The sequence below is a fragment of the Aquirufa beregesia genome, assembly GCF_011090385.1.
In the GTDB taxonomy this organism is placed as follows: Bacteria; Bacteroidota; Bacteroidia; order Cytophagales; family Spirosomataceae; genus Aquirufa; species Aquirufa beregesia.
In genome coordinates, this window is the sequence record NZ_SEWW01000001.1 from 89216 (window position 1) to 114451 (window position 25236).

General features: G+C 37.7%; 19 protein-coding genes. 12 read left to right on the plus strand and 7 right to left on the minus strand.

What is annotated here, in order from left to right; genetic code table 11:
* Positions 1-10 precede the first annotated feature (10 nt).
* Positions 11-1039, minus strand: coding sequence for a GntR family transcriptional regulator (locus tag EWU23_RS00385; RefSeq protein ID WP_166227710.1), 1029 nt, complete (start codon positions 1037-1039; stop codon positions 11-13).
* Positions 1040-1341: 302 nt separating this feature from the next.
* Between EWU23_RS00385 and EWU23_RS00390 the strand changes: the two genes are divergently transcribed.
* From EWU23_RS00390 to EWU23_RS00400, 3 genes are read left to right on the plus strand one after another with little or no spacing between them, the layout of a single operon-like run.
* Positions 1342-5445: a hybrid sensor histidine kinase/response regulator transcription factor gene (locus EWU23_RS00390; protein ID WP_166227712.1), complete on the plus strand. Its 4104-nt coding sequence runs from the start codon at positions 1342-1344 to the stop codon at positions 5443-5445.
* Positions 5432-6436 (plus strand): zinc dependent phospholipase C family protein, encoded by a 1005-nt coding sequence (locus tag EWU23_RS00395; RefSeq protein WP_166227714.1) that lies wholly within the window; start codon positions 5432-5434, stop codon positions 6434-6436. The genes EWU23_RS00390 and EWU23_RS00395 overlap by 14 nt, the downstream gene beginning before the upstream one ends.
* Before the next feature lies 1 nt (position 6437).
* A complete protein-coding gene (locus tag EWU23_RS00400; protein WP_166227716.1) occupies positions 6438-6974 on the plus strand; it encodes a metallophosphoesterase family protein in 537 nt (178 codons plus the stop codon).
* 230 nt (positions 6975-7204) lie between these two features.
* Here the strand turns inward: EWU23_RS00400 and EWU23_RS00405 are convergent, their stop codons facing one another.
* The 4 genes from EWU23_RS00405 to mnmA form a co-directional block, all read right to left on the minus strand.
* Positions 7205-8032: an AraC family transcriptional regulator gene (locus EWU23_RS00405; protein ID WP_205753036.1), complete on the minus strand. Its 828-nt coding sequence runs from the start codon at positions 8030-8032 to the stop codon at positions 7205-7207.
* Positions 8033-8240: 208 nt separating this feature from the next.
* Complete coding sequence (locus EWU23_RS00410; protein WP_205753037.1) at positions 8241-8495, minus strand: metallophosphoesterase family protein; 255 nt, start codon at positions 8493-8495, stop codon at positions 8241-8243.
* On the minus strand, positions 8455-8766 hold the full coding sequence (locus tag EWU23_RS00415; RefSeq protein WP_166227722.1) for a metallophosphoesterase: 312 nt from the start codon (positions 8764-8766) through the stop codon (positions 8455-8457). Before EWU23_RS00415 ends, EWU23_RS00410 begins: the two co-directional genes overlap by 41 nt.
* A 157-nt stretch (positions 8767-8923) precedes the next feature.
* On the minus strand, positions 8924-10060 hold the full coding sequence (gene mnmA / locus EWU23_RS00420) for a tRNA 2-thiouridine(34) synthase MnmA (protein WP_166227724.1): 1137 nt from the start codon (positions 10058-10060) through the stop codon (positions 8924-8926).
* A 125-nt stretch (positions 10061-10185) separates the two neighbouring features.
* On the opposite strand from mnmA, the gene EWU23_RS00425 reads away from it, so the two are divergent.
* Genes EWU23_RS00425 through hemF form a run of 3 tightly spaced genes read left to right on the plus strand, consistent with a single transcriptional unit; the run spans position 10186 to position 14300 of the window.
* Complete coding sequence (locus tag EWU23_RS00425; RefSeq protein WP_205753038.1) at positions 10186-10779, plus strand: beta/alpha barrel domain-containing protein; 594 nt, start codon at positions 10186-10188, stop codon at positions 10777-10779.
* 12 nt (positions 10780-10791) lie between these two features.
* The gene (locus EWU23_RS00430; protein WP_166227728.1) at positions 10792-13404 is read left to right on the plus strand and encodes a transglycosylase domain-containing protein; all 2613 of its coding nucleotides are present in this window, start codon (positions 10792-10794) and stop codon (positions 13402-13404) included.
* Between the two features lie 2 nt (positions 13405-13406).
* Positions 13407-14300, plus strand: a complete 894-nt coding sequence (hemF, locus tag EWU23_RS00435) for an oxygen-dependent coproporphyrinogen oxidase (RefSeq protein WP_166227730.1) — start codon at positions 13407-13409, stop codon at positions 14298-14300.
* A gap of 132 nt (positions 14301-14432) precedes the next feature.
* Here the strand turns inward: hemF and EWU23_RS00440 are convergent, their stop codons facing one another.
* Together EWU23_RS00440 and EWU23_RS00445 are read right to left on the minus strand one after the other, a co-directional pair.
* Entirely contained in the window at positions 14433-14834 is a 402-nt protein-coding gene (locus EWU23_RS00440) for a hypothetical protein (RefSeq protein ID WP_166227732.1), read from the minus strand.
* Between the two features lie 48 nt (positions 14835-14882).
* Positions 14883-15977 (minus strand): o-succinylbenzoate synthase, encoded by a 1095-nt coding sequence (locus EWU23_RS00445; protein ID WP_166227734.1) that lies wholly within the window; start codon positions 15975-15977, stop codon positions 14883-14885.
* A 66-nt stretch (positions 15978-16043) separates the two neighbouring features.
* Between EWU23_RS00445 and lpxK the strand changes: the two genes are divergently transcribed.
* The 6 genes from lpxK to EWU23_RS00475 all read left to right on the plus strand — a co-directional run bounded on the left by lpxK (position 16044) and on the right by EWU23_RS00475 (position 25210).
* Positions 16044-17051: a tetraacyldisaccharide 4'-kinase gene (gene lpxK / locus EWU23_RS00450; RefSeq protein WP_166227736.1), complete on the plus strand. Its 1008-nt coding sequence runs from the start codon at positions 16044-16046 to the stop codon at positions 17049-17051.
* A 29-nt stretch (positions 17052-17080) separates the two neighbouring features.
* Positions 17081-19072, plus strand: coding sequence for a putative porin (locus tag EWU23_RS00455; protein ID WP_166227738.1), 1992 nt, complete (start codon positions 17081-17083; stop codon positions 19070-19072).
* A 362-nt stretch (positions 19073-19434) separates the two neighbouring features.
* Positions 19435-19932 carry a transposase gene (locus tag EWU23_RS00460; protein ID WP_205753039.1) on the plus strand — a complete coding sequence of 166 codons (498 nt, stop codon included), beginning with the start codon at positions 19435-19437 and terminating at the stop codon, positions 19930-19932.
* Between the two features lie 93 nt (positions 19933-20025).
* A complete protein-coding gene (locus EWU23_RS00465; RefSeq protein WP_166227741.1) occupies positions 20026-20565 on the plus strand; it encodes a gluconate 2-dehydrogenase subunit 3 family protein in 540 nt (179 codons plus the stop codon).
* A 10-nt stretch (positions 20566-20575) separates the two neighbouring features.
* A complete protein-coding gene (locus EWU23_RS00470) occupies positions 20576-22285 on the plus strand; it encodes a GMC oxidoreductase (protein WP_166227742.1) in 1710 nt (569 codons plus the stop codon).
* A 6-nt stretch (positions 22286-22291) separates the two neighbouring features.
* Positions 22292-25210: a PD-(D/E)XK nuclease family protein gene (locus EWU23_RS00475; RefSeq protein ID WP_166227743.1), complete on the plus strand. Its 2919-nt coding sequence runs from the start codon at positions 22292-22294 to the stop codon at positions 25208-25210.
* The last annotated feature ends 26 nt before the right edge of the window (positions 25211-25236 follow it).

The window sequence follows — 25236 nt, forward strand, 5'->3', positions numbered from 1 at the left end:
AAATTAAACCCTAAAGTGATAGTCTTACGATCAATTGCAGATCAATTTCTTCTGTGGTCTTATAGCTTTCACCAATAAGTGCTGCAGCTTGTCGACCGATTTTCTCAGGTTGATTGGAAAGTACCGTAATTCCACCCGATAATATTTCTTTATATCCTTGATCATTATAGGATATGATTCCCATGTCTTGTCCTAATTTCCAGTTTTGTTTATCTGCGTATTTGATGGCCTGAATTAAGTCTGAATCATCCAAGGTAAAGTACAATTCACCTTGGTTTAATTCTTCTCCGTCCAGACCATCCAATACTTTAAAATCCATGTTAATGGATTCACAGAAATCTCCACAGCCATTGATAAATTCCGCATCGAAGTATTCTTCTTCCGTTAATACGAGATTTAAGCAACGGTATTTTTGAAACAGGTTTGTATGGTTGGTAAATTCTTGAATAATTTGGGATTTAGGATGACAAACAATGCTCGCATGCGTATTTTGCATGCTTTCGAATTGTTGGTCCAATAAGATCAAGCGATCTCCAGCAATCTTCTTTAAACATTTAATGTTTTCTTCTTCCTCTTCAATCAAATGTGGCATAATCACATAGTAATGGTAATTACCCAATTGTTGACCTAATATTTCTTGAAATTGACGTGTCTTGTACTGATATGTGAATATATCCACCAGGACATTTTTGCCTACCGCTTCATTGAAGGAATTGAAAATGGCCTTATTGGTGTCGGTGATTTTTCCAACTAAAAACATCACTTTCGTTTTTAGTTTTAACGACGAGTTAGAAATGAAATATCCTTTTCTAAAAATGGAAGTAATGGCTCCCATTTTGTGTAATTCAGTATAAGCTCTTTCTACTGTATCTCTGGATAAATAACATTCTTCGGAAGCTTCATTGATGGAAGGAAGACGTTCTCCAGGTTTCAATTCTCCCATCTCAATATCTTGAAGAAGTGAATTAATTAATTGCTGGTATTTCGGCAATTTATTGTCAAAATTTCTGCCAGAAAACGAAACAAATGATTTATTCATAATTTGATTCTGATATATTTAATAGATGGAGAAAGTTTAGGACAAAAACTAAATTATTTTGTCTTAAATCGTGTTCAAAATTAAGTTTCATTGCTTGGATACTTTAGGACAAATCTTTCATATATCAGGATATATCTTGCAGAATGGGCATTTTGAAAAATTTTAAGCATAAAAAGAACCTTTTAATCAGCCTTTTGAGTCATATTACGACAAAAGCTTTTATTTCAATTAGGGATAAATCAGCTCAGGATTCAGGAATAATTTTCTAATTTTAGTTTTTATTATCCTGCATAATTGATCTCTTGAAACGACATTTTCGCCTTTTATTGGTTTTGATTTTATGCGTCAGTCATATCTTACAGGCGCAAAAAAGTCAGCGTTATGAACGTTTGACTACGGCTTCTGGATTGTCGCAAAGTACCATCTCCAAAATTATTCAGGATAAAAAAGGTTTCCTTTGGTTTGCTACTTCCGACGGCCTTAACCGCTATGATGGAAATAATTTTGTGGTTTTTAGAAGTGATCCATCCGATTCCACCACACTCAGTGGTAGCGATATTTTTACCATGTGTGAAGATGATGAAGGGAATATGTGGGCAGGTACCCGTAATGCGGGATTGAATAAAATCGACTTAGCCACTGGAAAGGTGTATCGTTTCAGTAAAGGGCCCAATGGGGAAGATTTTTCTTCCATGACGGTTTCATCCATTTTGAATTTAGGTAATCACCGCGTCATGGTTTCCGCTACTGGATTAGGTATTTTAATTTATGATACCCGAGAAAACAAATTGATTGCTAAAGAATCGGATGTAAAAAATCCCATGATGGCGGATGTAGTGCGGATTTATCGACATTCTAAAGGGTCTATTTGGTTTGGTACGAGGACTGGTTTATTGATTTCCCGATTAGGACCAAGATCCTATTTACCCTTTAAATTGGCAGAAAATAATAATACACCTGATTATCGGGTTCGAGTAATCAATGAATCCTTCAATGGAGATATCCTTATCGGAACAGAAGGGCGTGGATTATTTCGTTTTAATCCTCAAAATCAGCACTTTACACGAGTTTTTTATAATGCTCAAAGCCCATTAAGTAGACAAAACATCGTCACGAGTTTGACCAAGGATGCCTATAGAAATTTATGGATAGGGACAGATAATGGTGTTTACGTATTGAAAAAAGAAGATTATTCTTCTTATTATCAAATATCCTCTAATCCAGATCCCGATTTAGGGATTAGCTCATTTTCTGTTACTAGTTTATTTACCGATGCAAACCTAAATACCTGGGTGGGCACTTGGGAAGCTGGTTTGAATATTGCTTTTTTTCAAAAGCCTCGCTTTTCCATTTTAAGGTATAAGCCTAATACCTTACAAGGCTTATTAAGTAATAAAGTTACCGCCATCAGTGCGAGTAAAACTGACCCCAATGGTGTTTGGATTGGATTGAATGTGGGTTTGTCTTATTTCAATTATAAAACGGGCAAAATAGAACATATCATCAATAATGCAGGAGTGAATAAATTAAATCCCGTAGCGGATTTTGATGTCAGTTTATTGCAGTCTGATTCAGAAGGAAATCTGTGGATTGGAGTATGGGGCCATGGATTAATCAATTTAACACCTCAAAGAAAGCAAGTGGCTTATCCTTATCAATTGGGTAATCGTGCAGCTAATTTGACAGCCATGAATTTGATGGGGGATAAATTATTACTGGGTACCGCTGGCTTGGGCGTTATTGAATTTGACATAGCTAGTAAAAAATACCGAATCCCTTATCCCATTTTAGGGAGTAAGAATTTTGGAGCAAAAAATATTTCCAGCCTTTTGGTAGATGAAAATAGGCAAATTTGGATTGGAACTACGGGTTTTGGAATTTATGTCTATAACATAGCAACCCAAAGCTTGGCGCATATCGACAAAAATGGATCAGCTAATGGTATTCGTTACAATAATATTACTAAGATATTCCAAGATCGAAATAGGCGGATCTGGGTATTGACCAATGGTGGTGGTTTACATCTGTATCATGGGCCCGGGAAAGGATTTAGAAACTTTACAGTGGCGGATGGTTTAGCTTCTAATACCTTGAGAAGTATGATGGAAGATAAACAAGGAAATCTTTGGATAAGTACCAATGGAGGGATTTCAAAAATGAATTCCAAGACGCTTAAATTTGTCAATTTTGATGAATTAGACGGATTACAGGGAAAAGAGTTTCTGGCCAATGCATATAGTCAAAATAATAAGGACTGGTTGTTTTTTGGTGGTGCCAATGGCCTTAATTTTATCAAAGCAGATAGTTTGAGGATGAAAATGGATATTCCTCCTATCTATTTGACAGGTTTGAAAATATTTAATAAGCCCGTTAAAGTAGGCGATGAGAATTCTCCATTGGATAAGGATATCCTTCAAACTAAGCACTTAATCCTTCAACCAGATCAGACCGTATTTAGTTTAGACTTTGTCGCCTTGGAATATCAAAGACCCAAAAATAACCGTTATGCGTATTATTTAGAAGGATTTGATAAGGAATGGAATGAAGTAGGTACACAGCGTTCGGCTACGTATACCAATTTGAATCCAGGAGATTATACCTTTAAAGTAAAGGCTACCAATTCGGATGGTGTCTGGGGGGAGAACCCATTTGAGTTGAAAATTACAGTTTTGCCACCATGGTATAGAACTTGGTGGGCATATGGAATGTATACCTTGCTGTTGTTGGGAATGGTATTTGGTTTTATGAGAGAAGTTAGAATCCGAGAAGCATTCAAAACGGATCTGCGGATGAAGGAAATAGAAAAAGAACGTATCCGCGAATTGGAGCAAGTGAAAACTCATTTTTTCACCAATATCTCTCACGAATTAAGAACTCCTTTGACTTTGATTATTAGTCCATTGGAAAAGTATTTTTTAAATAATACCCAAGCCAATAAAGAGCAGAAGTCAAGAATTTTGGCCATATACCAGAATGCCCAAAAGTTATTGCACCTGATCAATCAATTATTGGATTTGTCGAAAATTGAAGCCGGTAAACAACAACCTGTTATAGCTCAACATGATTTGATTTTGCAGGTCAATGGTATTCTACAAGGTTTTGAGACTTATGCCGTTCAAAAGCAGATCAAGTTAAAATGGACTGCGCCCGTGGATTCTTTATTCGTTTATTACGATGCCGATATTATCGAAAAATGTATCAGTAACTTACTTTCCAATGCCTTTAAGCATACTCCCGAAGATGGTACCATAGCGGTAAAGATGGATTTAATTAAACAGTTTAAGGCTGATTCAGAAGAGGAGGTACAAGTGGTGAAAATCCATGTCATGGATACCGGGAAAGGAATTGATTCTACTCATCTGCCGCATATATTTAATCGATTTTATCAAGTACCAGATTCCATTGGTCGAGTGGGAACAGGGGTAGGTCTATCCTTATGTAAGGAGTTAATGGAGTTACATTTGGGTCATATTCATGTAAGTAGTGAATTAGGGAAGGGAAGTGATTTTTGTATTGACTTTCCTGTAACTAAAAACGACTTTGACCCTTCTTGGATCCTTGCCTACAGTATTTTTCCAACAATGGACAAAGTATCAACCAGTAAGAAGGCTGATGAACTGGAAATAGAACAAGAAAAACAAATTTTAATGGTGGTGGACGATCATGCGGAAATGCGCCTTTTTATCTCAGATATTTTCAAAAATCGATTCCAAATTATCCAAGCAGAAAGGGGTGAGGACGCCTTAGAAATGGCCTTAAAGTTTATTCCAGATGTGCTCATCACCGACTGGATGATGCCCGGAATGAGTGGGGTGAATTTATGTAGGGCATTGCGACAAAATCCGAAGACGAACCATATCCCTTTGTTGATTCTAACATCAAAAAGTTCTCATGAAAGTCAAATCGAAGGTATGCAAGCAGGGGCAGACGATTTTGTTTCCAAGCCATTCAATGCTGATATTTTAGAAATTCGGGTGAATAAATTGCTAGAAACGAAGGAGAGAATGCGGAAAAACTGGCAAAAGCAGATGATCCAACAAGGGCTTACAGAAGGAAAACTACCTGTATATGAAGACCCTTTCTTGCAAAAAGCCACTCAATTGGTTATAAATCATCTTTCAGAAGCCGAATTTGATGTGGATGATTTAGAAAAGGGATTAGATATGAGCAAAATGCAGTTGTATCGAAAACTGAAGAACTTAACATCCCTAGCGGGAAATGAGTTTATTCGTTCTATCCGATTGCAACAAGCTAAGTTATTGTTAGAAAATTCAGAGTTTAATATTTCAGAAGTAGCTTATCAGGTTGGATTTAATGACCCTGCTTATTTTACTCGTGCCTTTAAAAAACAATATGGGAAATCCCCTAAATCATTCATTCAACAAATTCAAGATGAAAAATCCTAAGCGTTTATTTTTACTCATTATTCCATTTACTCTAATCATTTCTTCCTGGGGTTTTTTAGCTCATAAGACCTTACAGCAAGTGTCTATTTATGCTTTACCTGAACCATTGGGAGCATATTTTTTTGCTAATCAAGATTATTTAGTTAATCAATCCGTCCGACCAGATGTTCGTCGAAATGAAGATAAATCAGAAGAATCTAAGCATTATTTAGATATGGATGCGGCCATTTTTGGAGCTAATTATAGAACAGATATACCTCATGACTATACGGCAGCTGTGGCGAAATATGGTTTTGATTCACTTCGTAAGGAGGGTTTAGTCCCATGGGAGGTAGTTCGTGTCTATGGTCGATTGGTCAATGCCTTTAAAATGGAAATGAGAGATTCTGTGTTGTTTTATGCAGCAGACTTAGGTCATTATGTGGCGGATGCACATGTGCCATTGCACACAACCAAAAATCATGATGGACAATTGACTGGACAAAAAGGTTTACATGCTTTATGGGAAAGTTTAGTTCCAGAAGAGCAATTGTCGCAATATCATTTAGCTACTTACCAAGCAAAACCACTCGTTTATATCGCTAAACCTCAAGACTTTATTTTTGAGATTTTATTGGAATCTCATGCTATGTTGCCTGAACTGTTTCAAGTAGAAAAGGAGGTTACGGTAGTAGTGGGAGCGGAAAAGAAACATATGCAAGTGGTAAGAAATGGAAGAACCTTGAATTATTATACTAAAGAGTTTATTCAAGCATATGGCAATCGATTGGGCGATAAGGTACAGGATCGTATGTTGGTTTCAGCGCACCGAGTGGCCTCATTTTGGTATTCAGCTTATAAAGAGGCAGGTTCTCCAAGCTGGGTGAATGCAGATGCTCAATTAAACAAGGAGCTGATGGCTGCATTTCAAGGGGAGAAAAAAGCCTGGCTCTCCAATAGCTTGATTGCAGATAAATTATTGATTTCATTAAAAAATAAAAGGGCAGAGTAGCGTGAAGAAAATTTTGATTATTTCAGATACGCATTCCTATTTAGATCCTCGATTGGAACCTCATTTGCAAGCCTGTGATCAGATTTGGCATGCGGGAGATTGGGGTTCTGTACAATTGGCAGATCAATTAATTGCCTACAAAAAGCCTATAGCTGGAGTATATGGTAATATTGATGATAGAACAATCCGCAATATGTATCCCAAAATTATGCGGTTTCGATGCGAAGAAGTCAATATCGCAATGACGCACATTGCTGGGGCACCTTCCTCTTATAAGCCTGATGCATATGAGGCTTTTTCTAAAGGAATACCTCAAATCTTTGTTTGTGGTCATTCCCATATTTTACAAGTTAAGCGGGATATAAAGCGGAATAATATGCTTTTTATTAATCCAGGTGCAGCAGGTCAGCATGGTTTTCACCCAATACAAACTGCTATCCAATTAAAAATAGATTGCTCCAGGATATTTGATGTAGAAATTATTCAAATGGAGAGGAACAGAAAAGTGCCCAAAGAAATGCTGGAGGAAGGTAATTAAGTTAAATGGCCTAGAAAAAGAAAGGTGTAAACAAGTTAATGTTTACACCTTATTATATGAACACAGGATTTGGTAATTAAAAGGCGGAATTAAATAATATAATTTTTGATAATGTCTTGTCCAAAATCATAAAATAGAATGGTATGTTCTAGCTATAACGTAACAAAATTCAACAAAAATACTTGTTACCTAAAGGTTAATCTGTGACAGATAATGGTAAATATGAAACCTTATTTGTTTTTTGACCTAAATTCAAGAGGGGTGATTCCTGTAGTTTTTTTGAAGTATTTGATGAAATTGGTTGGTTCATCAAAGCCAATAATAAAGCAAATTTCCTTGACAGAGAGGCTTGTTGAGCTTAGTTTTCTCTTAATTTCCAGGATGATGTAATCATCTAAAAACTCCTTGGCGGTCCTATTGGTAAATCGCTTGGAAATCTCATTGAGATGCTTGTAGGAAATATTCATTTTGTCGGCGTAATCATTGACATTCCTACTGTTAGGGTATTCTTCCTCAATCATGTTTTTGAATTTTTCAAACAAATCAAAACCTTGCTTGGAGTTTTGATGAGACTGAATGAGTAAGTTTCTGTTATTTAATTTGTATAAAATAATAGAAAACAAAGAAGAGATAATTTGATTTTTAAGCAGATAAGGGCTGTAAATGTATTCTGATGCCACCCTTCCAGCATAATCCATCATGCACTCATCTAGCTGATATACAGGGTTAAATAGATGGTAATTGAATAATTGAGAAATATGAAAATACGTATTTGGCGTAAAATAGTTTAATAAATATTCTTTGGTGAACAAAAAGAAATATCCATGGTAATCTGACTCACTATTTAAGGCATGAATTTGATTGGGAGAAATAATCAAACATTCATTCTCCTGAACTAAGAATTCTTTTAAATCAACTTTATGTCGGACAGATCCTTGGGTAATAACTAATAGGACAAAAAAATCTAGTCGATGCGGGGAAAAGGGAGTATTGGGTTCCAAACTAGACCAATCTCGCTTAGAAAATTCTTGCAAATCGATGCTCTCAAACCCTTCCATTTTGAGATCTTCTTTAAAACCTAATTTGGGTATAAATTTCAATTGTAAAACACATTTAATGAACGAAAAATCAGGTACGAAAATACCAATTATCAATGGTAATATACGAACCTTGATGCTTTAATTCATTTAATACGATAATATTTTACTGTTTTAATATCTTGACTTATTGTCAATACGTGCTGAAAAGCTAAAATGGAAGAATGGATTATTTTTTGATTTGTTGACTAAAGAGGGTATTTCCCTTTTCATCGATAAATTGGAATACCAATACTTTGGGTTGAATGAAAAATGCGGCAAAGCCATTGACAGATTGTGCAAACTTGGCTTTTTCAGTCGATTTTAAAGGGGTTATTTTACTTCCAGCCCCAGAAATCATGTGATGAAGTTTGGGGCTAAGCTGATGGTATTCTAAATGATGCTCATGTCCGGCCAAATAGAAATCTACATTCACGGCTTCCATCTGATAATTTATAGGTTTTCGAATAGTAGCGGGTAGGCATATTCCTTCTTCTGCTGATTTGAGAATAATCAATTTCGGCTTGAGGGTTTCCTGCATAGTCGTGATTTCCTAAAACAGGATACCAATTGACATGCAGGCTATGTCCAAGATAAATATCTTCATAACTACTTCTCCAAGCAGGATCTAATGCACTAGCTACTCCTTTGGGATACATATTGTCTCCTGTGGTGATGATGAAATCGATTTCTGCTTCAGTACCTGTAATAGCCATTTGGTTAGCTACTTCTTTTTGGTGGTATTCACCCTGTCGACCGAAGTCCCCATCACTAAAACGCTAATATCTGATTTAGGACAGCTTTTAGTTGGTTGGGCCAAATTGAATTATATACAAAACAGAATCAATAAGCAGGTTAAGGTTACTAGTTTCATCATTCAAAAGACTGAATGTTTTCAAAAACACTACCTTTTTGAAAGGATTTTAAAATCCATCCTCCGCCAACCACATCATCCCCTTCATAAAATACAGCGGCTTGTCCTGGAGCTATGCCAGCCACTTCATCGTGAAATTCAACCTTGATTTTATCTTTAAATTGCTCAATTTTGGCCTCAGTGCCAGGATCTTTGTACCGTACTTTGGTTATGGTTTCTAGTCCACCTGCGGGTATTTCAGCATATTTCTGCATATTTAATTGACCCACGTACATCCCTGTTCTGTTCAAATCTTCTAATTTCCCTATCACTACTTCATTGGTCTCTTTGCGAATTTCCGTCACAAAGGCGGGGAATCCAAAAGCTTTACCTAGGCCTTTTCTTTGACCAATGGTATAAAAAGGATAGCCTTCATGTTTACCAATGATTTTCCCAGCTTGGTCGACGAAGTTGCCCCCATGTACTGCTTCTTCTAATTCAGGTAAACGTCTTTTTAGAAATCCACGGTAATCATTATCAGGCACAAAACAGATTTCGTAGCTTTCTGATTTATTGACTAAATCGACAAAGCCACGCTCTGTAGCCATCTCACGGATGTGTTGCTTGGTTAAGTGTCCTAGAGGCAGGATAGTCCTAGCTAGGCTTTCCTGCGATACTCCCCAAAGCACGTAACTTTGATCTTTCAAGGCATCTACACCTTTGGAAATGACATATCGTCCATTTTCTTGGCGTATTTGGGCATAATGACCTGTAGCAATGAATTCACATCCCAATTGATCAGCTCTGCGCAAAAGGGCATCCCATTTAATATGGGTATTGCACATCACACAGGGGTTAGGAGTACGACCCTCTACATATTCATGGGTGAAATAATCGATAACAGAATCCCCAAATTCTTCTCTGATGTCCAAAATATAGTGAGGGAATCCCAAGGATACAGCAATGTGTCGGGCATCATTGATGGAATCCAAAGAACAGCAACCTGTTTCTTTTTTTGTTCCGCCCGAACTAGCATAGTCCCATGTTTTCATGGTCATGCCAATAACTTCATAACCTTGTTCGTGTAATAAAACAGCTGCGACCGAGCTGTCAATGCCGCCGCTCATAGCGACGAGAACGCGTCCTTTTGTTTCCATATTCATTTCAGGTTCAAAGCCTGCAGAAATTTTCCGCAATTTAGTGATTTATTTCTCCAATAAGTCATTTTTATTTGTAATTCACGTCCTAAACCGTAGTTTTGCCAATTGTTTTAGAAGAGAATATGATGTTAAAAACACGCGTTAAGGTTTCATCAATTGCTAACCTTTCAGACGCTCGCTACTGTGCCGGCATGGGGGTTGATTGGTTAGGTTTTGCCTTATATGAGATGCCATTAGATAAATACAAAGAAATTAGGAATTGGTTGAGTGGCGTAGAAATAGTAGCAGAACTTTCTGGTGTTTCTGCCGATCAAATGAAAGAAATTGTGCAAAACTATGCTCCTGATTGGATAGAAGTGGATTCTCGAGCAGCTTTGCCCCGTTTATTGGAATTGGATATTCCCAAAATGATGCGTGTCAATATCGACACGGATAATTTACCTGCATTATTTGCTACCGCAGCTCCTTATGTAAGCTATTTTTTATTAGTAGCTGATTCTCCTGACTCTCTACAAGGTATGGAAGCTCAAATAGAAACTTGGGCAGCCCAATATCCTGTTATATTGGGATTGGAGCTTCCAGAAGAAGATGTAGAAGAATGGGTAGAGCAAAGTTCGATCCAAGGTATCGGTCTAGTGGCAGGCCAAGAGGATAGGCCAGGCTTTAGGGATTTTACGGATTTAATGAGTATCTTAGAAAAATTAGAAACGGAATAATTCAATCCATTTATGCTACAACGAATTCGCGCAATCGTTCAACAGCTTAAAAGCCTTTTCTGGACAGGATTGGAGCGTTTAACTGCTTTTTTATTGCCCTTATTAGCCCGAGTCTTAGGTGAAAAAAAGTATTCTTGGTTAGTTGGTCAAGTGGCTATGACCATTTTTTTTCTTAGGACTAAATGGCGATTGATTGAAGCATATTATGAAGCACATGTAGATCGTAGTTCACCCTATTATCGGCCCATAGTGACCATGTGGAAAGTGGCTGGGAAAGTTGTCATGTATGTGCTCATTTACCTTTTTGTGATTGAAACCAATGTCTTTTGGTTGACTGGTGAAATGCCGGGTGTTGATGAATTACAAAATCCCAAATTGTCGCAAGCTTCTGAAATTTATTCCGCCGATGGAGTTTTGCTTGGTAAGTATTTTGCAGAAAATAGAACCCCCATACGTGATTACAAACTACTTTCTCCTTATTTGGTACAAGCATTAGTAGCCACGGAGGATGCGCGTTTTTATGAGCATACAGGTATTGACTTTCAAGCTTGGGCTGGGGTAGCTGTTGGTTTAGTAAAAGGCGGAGATCGTGGGGGTGGAAGTACTATTTCTCAACAGTTAGCTAAGAATTTATTCAAAACGCGAACCAAAAAGAGCTTTACCAAAACAGGTTTGTTCGGTTATGTTCCAGGCCTGAGTAAATTAATCTACAAATCTAAAGAATGGGTTACGGCTATCAAGCTGGAAAGATTCTATACCAAAGATGAAATCATCCTTTGGTACTTAAATACGGTAGATTATGGAAATAATGCCTATGGTATTAAAGTGGCTTCCAAAACCTATTTTAACACCTCTCCTGATTCATTGAATATTCAAGAAGCGGCTATTTTAGTCGGGCTTCAGAAAGCAACCACGACCTATAATCCTAAAAGGTATGAAGGCAAACCTTTGGAGCAAAATAGGGCATGGAAGCGTCGTAATGTGGTATTAGCTCAAATGGTGAAAGCGGGATATGTCAAGAAAAATGCCTATGATTCATTGGCTAAAATGCCGATTGAGTTGCATTCCAATGAGGAATCGCCATATGATGGTACGGGTAATTATTTTAAAGTGGCAATTGCCAAATATTTGAATGAGTGGGCCAAAGCCAATGACATGGAAATTGACTTGTATCGAGATGGTTTGAAAATTTATACCACCATTGATTCAAGGATGCAAATTCATGCTGAACAGGCTGTAGAGTCAGGTATGCGTTCCATTCAAAAAACCTTTGATAATCACTGGACGGGACAAAATCCTTGGGTAGATGAGCATGGTAAAGAAATTCCAGGTTTCATTGATACGGTCGCCAAACGTACAGAATATTATAAGGCATTAGTACATAAATATCCCAAGAATCCTGATTCTGTCATGCATTACATGAAAAATGTAAAACGGAAAATGTGGGTTTATTCTAGATCTACTTTAGGTGAAGAACAAATGACCATGAGTGCTTATGATTCTATTCAGTATTATAAGCGTTTCTTGCAGTCGGGCATGATGACCTTAGATCCTTATACTGGACATATTAAAGCTTGGGTAGGGGGATTGGATTTTAAGTATTTTAAATACGATCACGTCAAACAGTCGAGACGCCAGCCAGGTTCAACCTTCAAACCATTTGTATATACCGCCGCCATTGATGGTCCCAAGGATTTGTCGCCATGCTACATGATGACTGATGAGCCATTTGAGTTAGAAGTAGAAGAAAAAGGGGAAAAGAAAATTTGGCGTCCTTCCAATGCGGATGGTACATTTTCTTATTCTGCTATGCCAATTCGTCGTGCTCTAGCTAAATCCATTAATTCCATTACAGCTCGATTAACCAATGAGGTGGGCGCAGATACTGTCATGTATTATGCACAGAAAATGGGTATTAAGAGTCCATTGAAAGCTGTTCCTTCCATTGGTTTAGGTTCCTTTGATGTGTCTTTATATGAAATGATTGGGGCCTACTCTGCATTTGTCAATGAAGGAATTCATGTAGAACCTATGATAGTTCAGGAGATTAAAGATCAAAATGGTAAAGTATTACAGCGATTTGATCCTGTTTCTTACCGAGTGATTAAAAAAGAATCGGCCCAATTGGTTCGTTCCATGTTAGAGGGAGTGGTATATGAAGGAGGGACTGGAAGTTCCTTACTTTGGAATGAAGGAGAGGTCTTATTACCAACCAATAATCGTTATGCACCTGCATTTGCTGCAAAAACAGGAACGACCTCGAATCATTCGGATGGTTGGTTTATTGGAATGACCCATAATTTGATTTCGGGTGTGTGGGTTGGTGGTGACGACCGTTCTATACACTTCCGAACGGGGGCACTCGGTGAAGGGTCTAAAACAGCCTTACCTATCTACAAGCGATTTATGATCAAAGTGGTCAATGACCCTTTATTGGCTAATTATAAACCTGTGCCATTCGATAAACTCGACAAGCGTGTGGTCAAAAAAGATTTTAATTGTCAAAGTGCTTATAGTACTTTGCCTGATTCACTACAAGTCAGTGACTCGGAATTGGATTCTCTCAATTCATTGTTAGGAAGTCCATCAGAAACACCAGATACCAATCAACATTCTCCTCAATAAGTATGCGTAAGGAAGTCATAGCTGATTATTTCAAAGGTTTGCAGGATTCTATCTGTAGAGGCATAGAAGCTGTCGATGGTGGAAGTCGATTTAAAGAAGATCAATGGAAGCGTAAAGAAGGTGGGGGAGGTCGATCACGTGTCATCGTGAACGGAAATATCTTAGAAAAGGCCGGAGTCAATTTTTCTGCTGTATTTGGTCCTTTACATCCCAAAATGGTGAAAAGTCTTGATATAAAAGAGGAAGTAGATTTTTTTGCCTCAGGAGTGTCCATTGTGATGCATCCCATCAATCCATGGGTTCCTATTATTCACATGAATGTTCGCTATTTTGAATTAAGCAATGGTGAACATTGGTTTGGAGGGGGTATCGATCTGACCCCTCATATCATCATTCCGGAGCAGGCAAAATGGTTTCATGAACAGATTAAGGCAGTTTGTGATCGGTTTGATAAGGAGTATTACCCGAAATATAAAACTTGGGCAGATGATTATTTCTTTAATTCACACCGTGAAGAAACGCGGGGAATCGGAGGGATATTTTTTGATTATATCAAGGCCAAAACTTTGGAAGAAAAACTAGCCAATTTTGAGTTTGTGAAGGCGATAGGAGAGGCTTTTGTTCCTATCTATAGTTATTTGATGCAGGAAAATGCTATCCGTCCATTTGGTGAAGCAGAAAAGGCATTTCAATTACTACGTAGAGGAAGATATGTGGAATTTAATTTGGTTCATGACCGGGGCACTAAATTCGGATTAGAGACGAATGGAAGAACGGAATCCATTTTAATGAGCTTACCTCCTTTAGCAAGTTGGGATTATATGCACAACTATTCAGATTATCCTTTGGGACTAGAAACTCAGAAATTATTGGTTAAAGGAGTGGATTGGGTGTGATTTTGACATTAAAGAGCCCATGATATCAAAAAAGCCATTTGAATTTTATTTCAAATGGCTTTTTTGATGATTAAAAATCAGGTTTCAAGGGTTAATTGATCCTAATATTTTCTGATAATCTTACTGTTAAGCTTAGCTTTCTTTTTCCCAAACGACACTTATACCTTTAGGTGTCATCAGTAAAATACGTGTAGGAGAAGGTAAAAGTACTAATCTGGCACCTACTGAAGGGTTTTCTATCCATTCTACCTCTACACCTTCTTTCTTCCCTATTTCAATTTCGCCATCTTCTGTTTCTACAAATTTCTTAGCTAGGTATGCTGTAGGTAAAAGAACATCGGATTCTGGGCAATGCTTGATATGAACCTTCTCCAGAATTTCTTCTAATTGATCACCATATTTTTCATTAAAATCATCTTCCAAATCATGTAAGATTTCTTCTACATCATCGTAGCTTTCATCTGAGTAATTCAATTTAGAGAGTTCTAAGCGTTTTTCTAGGATGGCAATCATTGCCGCGTCAATCGTATTCATGAAGTATTTTTCTAATTTTTTGTAAAGATAGGCCTTAAAATGTATTTCCTAAACATGAATTTCATGAAAAGGATTGACACGATGGAAATTTGGGTTGAAATGTAAATTTCCACTTTGAATGGAAAGACCAGAAGCAAAATTGTTGGTATATAAGGAACCTGTACCTAAGCCTTGGGGAATTTGTAGTGAATATTCAGCGGTAAATTGTGCTATAGCCTGTAAACCTATGTTGGATTCTAAGGCAGAAGTTATCCACCAGTCCATTTGATGTTCTTCTGCTGCTTGAATCCAAGTATGACTGGAGGAAAAGCCACCTACTAAGCTAGGTTTAATAATTAAGTAATTAGCAGGGATTTTATCTAATAATTGATTTTGTTGCTCATAGTTTTCCAAACCAATCAATTCTTCATCTAGGGCTATGGGCAAAATATTTTCTTGGCATAATTCTGCCATTGCATTCCAAAGTCCGGCCCGAATAGGTTGTTCAATACTATGTATATCCAATTTAGCCAATTGCTCTAATTTATGAGCAGCTTCCTTTGTTGTAAAAGCTCCATTGGCATCTACCCGAATGCTTAATTTTTCTTTGGGAAATTGATTTCTGAGATTATTTAAAATGGCAAGTTCTTGATCAAAATCAATGGCTCCAATTTTTAACTTTAGACATGTATAACCTTGGGCGATTTTTTGTTCGATTTGATCTTCCATGAAATCGGGTTTCCCCATCCAAATCAAACCATTGATAGGTATAGCCATTTTACCAAGGCTAAATGCATTTTCAAAATGAATTCCATTTTTAGCATGAATATAATCATAAACAGCCATTTCAATGGCAAATTTATAGGAGGGATAAGCTAAAGGAAGATGGGAGACAAATTCAGGTATTTCTTCCAAGTTTTCGGGAAATAACTCCCAATTGGCGCTTTTAATATACTTTTCGAAGCCCGCTAATCCTTCTTCTTCAAATTCTGGGCTTAGGCCTCTTAAGGGGCCAGCTTCTCCCAGTCCCACTTGAGTGGGATTTTTTTTATTTTTAATCTGGATGAAATATGAGTTTTTTTCGGTCAATATTCCTCGTGAAGTACCTGCTTCAAAGTGAAATTGTAGAGGATGTTTTTGGTAAGAAACGGATATATCAAACATACCGCAAGTTATTATTTTCTTGGCTGTTTTGCTGCCTCGACGATTCTTTTTAGCTTTAAACTTGATATGAAAAATATATTCACCTGGTTTCCTGCATTGCTTTATGGAATTATCATCTCCGTACGTAATGCATTTTATGATTGGGGTTGGTTCAAATCTCATCATTTTGACAAACCCAAAACCATAGTAGTTGGAAATTTAGCCGTGGGTGGTACCGGTAAAAGTCCACTGGTGGCTTATTTAATTCATCATGCAAGCTGGAATAATTCTGTGGGAATTTTAAGTAGGGGATACGGGCGGATAAGCAAGGGTTTTAAATGGGTAGAGCTTAGTTCCGCCGCTGCCGAAGTTGGGGATGAACCTCTAACCTATAAGACCACTTTTCCACAAATGCATGTGGCTGTTTGTGAAAGTAGGGTTACAGGAATTCAACAAATGATAGAGCAAATTCCGGAAATCGAAACGGTCATTTTAGATGATGCCTTTCAGCATCGTGCTTTAAAAGCTGATTTTAATATCATTTGTACTACGTATGATCAACCTTATTTTGAAGACCATTTAATGCCCATGGGGAGGTTAAGGGAATGGAGATCGGGAATTGAAAGGGCAGATGCCGTAGTGGTGACTCGTTGTCCATCAATGTTGGACCATCAACAAATAGACCGTTTTCAGTTAGAAATACGCAAACCTGTTTTCTTTGCTTCTATCCGTTATGGAAAACCACAGGGAATCCAAGAATTTTCCCATATGTCATGGCATGCATTGGCAGGTATAGCAGATCCGAGTCTATTTTTTGAGCAAGTAAAAAAAATAGGTGTAATGAAAAGCACACAATCTTATCCAGATCATCATCGTTTTACTCAAGCTGAACTACACGATTTAAATACAAAGGCGGCTAAAATGGCAGAGGATGAGGCATTTATTACCACGCACAAGGATTATGTTCGCCTGCAAGCTGCTTATCAGGAATTTCCAGACTTAGCCAATAAATTAGCCTATCTGCCTATGGAGATGTATTTTTTGAAGAGGGAGGCTGAGTTTTGGAGCTTATTGAACCAAAGCTTGACAAGATAATTTCCTTATTTTAAGCTACCTTTGCGGTGATGAAACATCGGTTAACCATACTTTTTCTTATTTCCTTTTTGCTTCCATTTTCGATTTGGGCTCAAGTTTTGACGCCTGGAACGACTTCAGGTTTTCCCGGTACCCAAAATCCGAATGACAGAAATGGCTTTCCCAATCCAGCTACTCAGAATACTAAAGGAACTAGCAAAGGGCCTCAAAAAAGTGGTCGTGCCGCATTAGATGATTCGACCAAACAAGTGTTTGGCCCTAATACTATGTATTATGTACATGAATCTGATATTGTAAATTCTCGTGAAATCAAGCGAAGAATTGATACGACACTTACGCTTTTCCACCGATATTTATTTCAGGAGAAAAGTGGTTTTTTGACGGCTAATTTAGGAAATGATGGAACAGCCGTTAGAAATATGTTTTTTCAATCCCCAGGTAGTTTGGGCACCCAATTGGGTTATTCAGTATATTCTCCCTACGCTTTTCAATCGGATCAGGTTCGATATTTTAATTCCAAATCGCCTTATTCTGAAGTGGAATATAATCTGGGTGGAGGAGGTCAAACTCGTTTGAATTTTAATTTTGCCCGAAACGTAGATTCTCTCTGGAATATAGGTATTGCTCTTCAAAGGATGGTGGCCGACAAAGTATTGACAGATGCCGCATTTAAATCAGGTGAGCAGAGTTTATTAGGTCAATGGGGATTATTGTTGCATAGCAATTATCAATCAAAAAATAAGAAATACCGTTTATTAGGGCATATTAATTATTTTGATCAAGGAACCAATGATCAAGGGGGCGTGAAATTATCAAAAACGTTGACTGCGGATGAAGCTTTGAAATACATTGATAATACGGCCATTTTGTCCAATTCTTTATCTCAATCCAATGATAAATTCATCAAATTTCACGTTTACCATGAATTTGTTGGGTGGAAAGGCTTACAATTATTCCAAGCCTTGGATGTGGAAAATCGAACTGTGAAGTTTAGAGATAAGGCATTCCAACAATCATTAGCCGATGGTTTTTATCCAAGAACCTATATTCAATACATTCAAGCTCCTACCGAGGATTCACTGTACAATGAGAATCAATGGTCATCCTATAGTCACCAAACAGGCTTAAAAGGAATATATAAACAGTTTGTTTATCGGACTTATTTAAAGCAACGTTATTGGTCGGTGTATAATCCGCTAAATGAGACTAAATTAGATCGATTTGAGAATTATGTAGGCTTGTGGATCAATCAATCATTTAGTCAGAATATTGATTTTACAGCTGAGGGTGAATATTTGTTAGGATCAGATTATCGACTGAAAGCCAGTTTTCAATCGCCCATTTTTCAAGTCAGTGCCCAAAGAATTTCGTATAGTCCAAGTATTGCACAAAACTGGGTGTATAATACCTCATATCGGTGGAAAAATGATTTTGCGAATATCTCCATGGACGAAATCTATGGAGGGATTAATTTGAAGTCGAAATATATTTATTTTAAGCCAGGTTTAACCATTCAACGTATTTCTGATTGGATATACCTTGATTCACTAGCTACTCCCATGCAAGCTAAATCAGATATTGGTGTTTTTAGAACGTCGGTGGATGTAGGAGGACAATGGAAAAAACTCTCCTGGTTTACGAAAGTTTATGCCAATACACAAACAGGTCCCAATGTTCTCCGCATGCCTAACCTATTGGTTGATGCTAATTTGGCTTTGGATGTACAATATAAGAAGTTGCTTTATGTTCAATTTGGAATCGATATACACCATCAATCTGCCTATTTTGCGGATGCTTATCAGCCTGCTTTGCAACAGTACCATATTCAAAATAATTACCAAGTACCGGCTTTTGTCCAGCTTGACCCCTATGTTTCCTTGCGTATTAATCGGGTACGCCTATTTTTCAAAATGTCACATGCCAATTATGGTCTCTTGAACAACAATTATTATACGGCTTACCTTCATCCAGCCATGTCACGGGTTTTTGGTTATGGGGTAAAATGGCTGTTGTTTGATTAGGACCGTTGAGCCGTTGCAGTGCAACGGCTTTGGAGGTGCCAGAGATCCGTTGAGCCGAAGCAGTGCTTCGGCTTTGGGTTTTATCTGGATATTGATATTCTGATAGTCGGATTTTTTTTGATGTTTTATAGAGCTTTTTTTGTTGTAGCGGTCTGTTTTTCTACAGATTTATACAGTCAAAAATTATACCTATGACACCAATTAAACCTAGAAAATTTCGAAATAAATATAGGGTTGATACAACTCGAAAACCATATTGGGACTACAGAAGGCCTGGTGCTTATTTTATTACTATTTGTACCAAAAACAGGGTTCATTATTTTGGTAAAATTGTCAAAAAACATCCTTTATCCGATTCAGAAATGCAATTGAGTGAATTAGGTAAATTGGCAGAAAAATTTTGGAACGAAATACCTTTACATTTTCCATTTGTAGATTTAGGTAATTTTGTCATCATGCCAGACCATATGCATGGGATGTTGATTATCAAAAATATTTTAGATACTTTGTCCATTAGGATTTCATCAAATGAAGATAAATTTTCTCCCAATTCGAATGTCTTGGATGGAAACATAGTAAATAAAGAGGAGCCTTTCCAAAAGGTAAATGTATGTCCAAGCAAAGCATTTATGTCTTCCATTTCACCTAAATATGGATCCATATCATCTATTATTCGATCATATAAATCTGCGGTGTCAAAATATGCACACATGATTGATGCCGCATTTTCTTGGCATTCGAATTACCACGATTATGTTGTTCTACATAAAAAAGCATTTGACAATATGCAGAAATATACACGTAATAACCCTAAAAATTGGGGAAAGAAGAGAATACGCCATATTCCTTGTTCGCGCTAAATGAATTTCTATTTTTTCATTTTTTACCTACATTTTCAGCACAACAAGCTCCCGAATTTTCCTTAGATTTACTCTCTTTAAATTCTTTTGCAAATGACAACAATTTCTCGTAGAGAATGGGTAAAAGGAATGGCTTTAGCCACCTTAGGAACAGTGGCTTTTTATGACCTTTCTGCCCAATCGAAACAGGCCAATGCAGCGTCTTGGAAGCCAAGAGCATGGTCTGCAGAACAAGATCAATTACTAAGCGATTGGGTAGGAATCATTATACCTGAATCTGCTATCCCCGGAGCCGTCAGTTTGGGAGTTCCCGTATTTGTTAAAACCATGTTAGATGACTGCTATGATCCAGCCGCACAAGCGACTTTTCGTAAGGTTTTAGATGGTTTTAAAACTTCATTGGAATCCTATGTGAAAAAACCTTGGTCTCAAGCTAGCCAAGCAGAAAAAGAGCAATTTCTTTTTGTGATGGCTCATGGAAATCTAGGAGCTGATGCACAAAAAGCAATGTCAACTTTAAAAGGATTAACCATTCAGGGCTATACTTCTTCGGAAGAAATCATGGTCAATCATTTTCATTATGTCATGGCACCTGGCTATTTTAATGGCTGTGCTTCTGTCAAAAAATCATAAGTTATATTCAATGAATTATTTAACTAATGCCGAAAAGCGCACCTATGGTGCCATTGTCATCGGGTCTGGAATGGCTGGAGGATGGGCTGCCAAAGAATTTTGTGAGAAAGGGGTTAAGACTCTTGTTTTAGAAAGAGGAAGAAAGGTGACTCACAATGAAGACTATCCAACTACCTTAATGTCGCCTTGGGAATTTCCTCACCGTGGTCGATTGACTGATGATGAAATCAAGGAAAACCCTATCATTTCTAAGTGCTATGCTTTCCGTGAGGATGCCAAGCATTTTTTTGTGAAAGATAAGGAGCACCCCTATGAGCAAGACAAGCCCTTTGACTGGATTCGTGGTTATCAAGTAGGCGGTAAATCACTTTTATGGGCTCGTCAAACGCAGCGTTGGTCTCAATTGGATTTTGATGGACCTGCTCGCGATGGCTTTGCCACTCCTTGGCCTATTAGCTATAAAGAATTAGACCCTTGGTATTCCCATGTAGAGAAATTTGCTGGTATATCTGGAAATAAGGATGGATTAGATGCCTTACCTGATGGCGAGTTTTTACCTCCGCATGAATTGACCTGTGTGGAAAAACACTTTCAAAAGGAAATCAAGCGATTGTATAATGATCGCCATGTGATTATCGGTCGGTGTGCGCATTTAACTCAGCCACAGGAAATCCACTATCAACAAGGTAGAGCGCAATGCTTGGGTAGGAATTTATGCCAAAGAGGCTGTCCGTATGGTGGCTATTTTTCTGCTAATGCTTCTACTTTACCTTGGGCCGCCAAAACTGGAAACATGACTTTACGTCCTGATTCCGTGGTTCATTCCATTATTTACGACGAGAAGAAACAAAAGGCCGTAGGAGTAAGGGTGGTAGATGCACATACCAAAGAAATGGTGGAATATTATGCGAAAGTGATCTTTGTTACTGCTGCAGCTTTAAATACCAATTTGATTTTATTGAATTCTACCTCGCATCGTTTCCCCAATGGACTTGGTAATGATTCAGGATTGTTGGGTACACACATCGCCTTTCATAACTATCGTGCTTCTATTTCAGCCGAATACGAAGGTTATTTGGACTATAAAACAGAAGGAGGACGGCCAAATTCAGGTTATATCCCTCGCTTCCGTAATTTATATAAGCAAGAAACCAACTTCTTACGAGGCTATGCTGCTGGTATGAATGCAGGAAGAGGTTCAAATACTGATCGTGAAGGGTTAGGAGAAAGCTTGAAAAATTCCTTATTAAATCCTAAACTGAATCAAATGTGGTATGCTGGCTCACACATGATGGGAGAGACGATACCGAAAGAATCCAATAAAGTCACACTGGATAAGCTAAAAAAGGATGAAAACGGAATGCCTATTTTGCATGTGAATGTGGCTTATGATGACAATGACGATAAAATGGTGCAAGATTTCATTGATCAATTTACTGAAATGTATACCAAAGCAGGTTTTAAAAATATCCGTCATCGAGATACCAAACAAGCACCTGGTTTAGATATCCATGAAATGGGCGGAGTGCGCATGGGAGCGGATGCTAAAACGTCTCTTTTGAATAAATGGAATCAAATGCATCATGTTAAAAATGTATTCGTGACTGATGGAGCCTGTATGACTTCTACTTCTACACAAAATCCTTCTTTAACGTACATGGCTTTTACCGCTAGAGCAGTAGATTATGCTGTCAAAGAAATGAAAAAGGGAAATCTGTAAGACAGCATGAAATCATTTTTAAGGAAAACAGCGGAACATCTCATAGCTCAACATGGCTTTGATGAACTGAGGGAAGTCGCTGTAGTGATGCCTTCCCAAAGGGGTGCGCTTTACCTTAAAACTCAATTAGCACAATTGGGAGAAAGACCTTTTATTTCTCCCAAAGTGATGACCATTGAGGAATTTGCTCTGCAAATGACAAATTCGGAGCTCATTGATCCCATTTCCCTATTGATGGAAGCTTTTGCATGCTTCAAGGAAGTGGATCTGCAGGTGGATTTCGATCGATTTGTTTCATGGGGACAATTGATGCTGAAAGATTTTGATATACTTGATCTTTACCTAGTGGATCCCATTCAATTGTTTTCTTTTTTGTCAGAAGCCAAATCCTTAGAACGTTGGGGGCTAGAATATGGCGAAGATCAACCTGAAAAATTCATTACAGAGAATACTAAGGCTTATTTCAAGCTCTACGATCATTTATTAGAGGTGTATATTCGTCTCAAAAGCAGATTGGAGTCCTTAGGTTTAGTGTACCGAGGAATGGCCTATCGTAAGTTGGTAGAAAATTTAGAAAATGGATTAGCCCTAGCCAAAAACTTTAAAAAAATCTACTTTGTTGGTTTTAATGCCCTGTCGAAAGCCGAGGAAGATATTATCAGCATGTTACTCAAACAGGGTTTGGCTGAGACACTTTGGGATGCGGATGAATATTACGTGAAAAATAAATTTCATCGGGCAGGCAACTGGTTAAGGAATTATTCTCATCCTGCTTCCCAAAACTATTTATCGCGAGGGCCTTTCCTCTGGATGGAAAAGCATTTGTTAGAAGATCCTAAAAAAGTACAAATCATAGGGCTAGCCAATCCTTCAGCTCAAGTGTATGTGGCCATGGAGGCCATCCGAAAATGGGCATATACCTATGGAGATCAGGAACAAGTAGCTTTGGTACTGGGGGATGAATCACTTTTGGATCAAGTGACACAGTATATCGGTGAATTTAAGGATCGCTTGAACATCACCATGGGTTTTTCCATCAAAAAGACCCAAATTTTTTCATTGATTAATTTATGGTGGGATTTGACCAAAAGAGGTGTTGATGGACGTTTTCCTACGGCCCATTTGATGAAGCTTTGGCAGCATCCCTTAGTTCAGCTTTATGCCCAATATTGGTCAAAACATAAACAAATTGATGCCCATAAATTATTGATTTCAAAACTCGGTACCGATAACCTATATGTGTCATTTGATACGATAAAGGAAATCAATATTCCCATTCTACACCATGTTTTGGTGCATACGGACTCTGATTTTTCGGAGATTTTAGAACATATCAAAAGCTTTATTTATCAGATTATGCTGGCTTATCCCCGCAATGAATGGGATGAGGAAGCAGAGGCTGTTCAGCAAGCTTTTGATGTCTGTGAAACCTTAGAAACAGCTATTTTAGATAGATTTCCAATATCCTATGCCAGTGGTAAAATATTATTGATGCAATTATTACAGCAACAAAAATTGACCTTTGAGGGGCCAGATCATAGCTCCCGGACCTTACATGTCATGGGTTTATTAGAAACGAGAACGTTGGATTTTGACCGAGTAATCGTGTTGTCATTAAATGAAGGTTCATTGCCAGGTACAAGAAAGCGAGAAAGTTTAATTCCTACTGACATAGCCAATATGTCGTATTTCTCGCTACCTACATTTACTCAGGCTGATGCGGTTACGTCCTATCACTTTTATCGATTATTGCAAAGAGCTCAGGAAGTGATTCTTTGTTATGTGCAACCTTCCGAAAAATCAAGTATCAAGGAAATGAGTCGTTTCATTAAGCAGATACGATTCGACTGGAAAAAGAAGAATCCCCAATTGGTATTGGAAGAGCCAGTCTTGGAATTAGGTAAATTAAACAAAGAGCAGGAGGAGCATGTAAGTAGCATTGAAAAAACGGATGAGATGCGACAAAAGATCAAAGAAGTTCTTTTGAAAAGGGGACTATCTGCTTCTTCAGTGTCCATGTTAGTGACCTGTTCCATGAAGTATTACTTTTCCCAAATTGTAGGATTGCGGGATGAAAAACAAAGTGATGATGACATGGGGGCCGATGTTTTTGGTACTTGGATTCATAAAGTGTTGGAATTACTCGATAACGAAATTCAAGAGCAGCATGGAGGAAGAATGGATCAAGTGGATTGGAAGGAGAAAATCAGTCATTTGGATGATTATTTGAATCGGGCCATTCGAGAAATTGAAAAAGAAAAAGGGGTATTTGAGCTGGAAAAAGGCTTCAATTATGTATTAAAAGAAGTTGCCAAAACAATTCTAGAAAATTATTTACAAGCATCACCACAATGGGTAAATGAGCCCATTGAACTTTTGGAAGTCGAAGGAAGTTTAGAAACACAGGTTGGAATATCGGTTGATGGGGAAATTTGGCCAGTGAAAATCAAAGGTCGTGTTGACCGATTGGATCGATTAGGGGCGAATACCATTCGGATTATTGATTATAAAACGGGAAAAGTAGAGAAAAAAGACTTAAAAATTGGAGGAGACTTAATGTCGGAATTAACTTCCGAGGATATCAAGGAAAAACTTTTTCAATTGTGGCTATATAAGTTTTTATTAGGTAAGGAGCTTTCCAAACCTCAGGAAGAGCGAGTGGGATATTTGAAACAAATTCATACACCTACGGCTCAGATCCAGCCTGGGATTATATCTTTTAGAAATTTATCAGCTACCGTTTTAACGGAGAATATAGAATTTAGTGAGAATCAATCATTGGAAGATTTTTTGAAAGAATCAGAACAATTGATTGCTCATTGGGTTCATCGATTACTAGATCCTTCGGCGCCTTTTGAGAAAACAGCTAATTTGGAAGACTGCCAATATTGCGACTTCAAGGGGATTTGTCACCGGGAGGTATAGTTGTAAAATTTCATTAAGGAAATAAA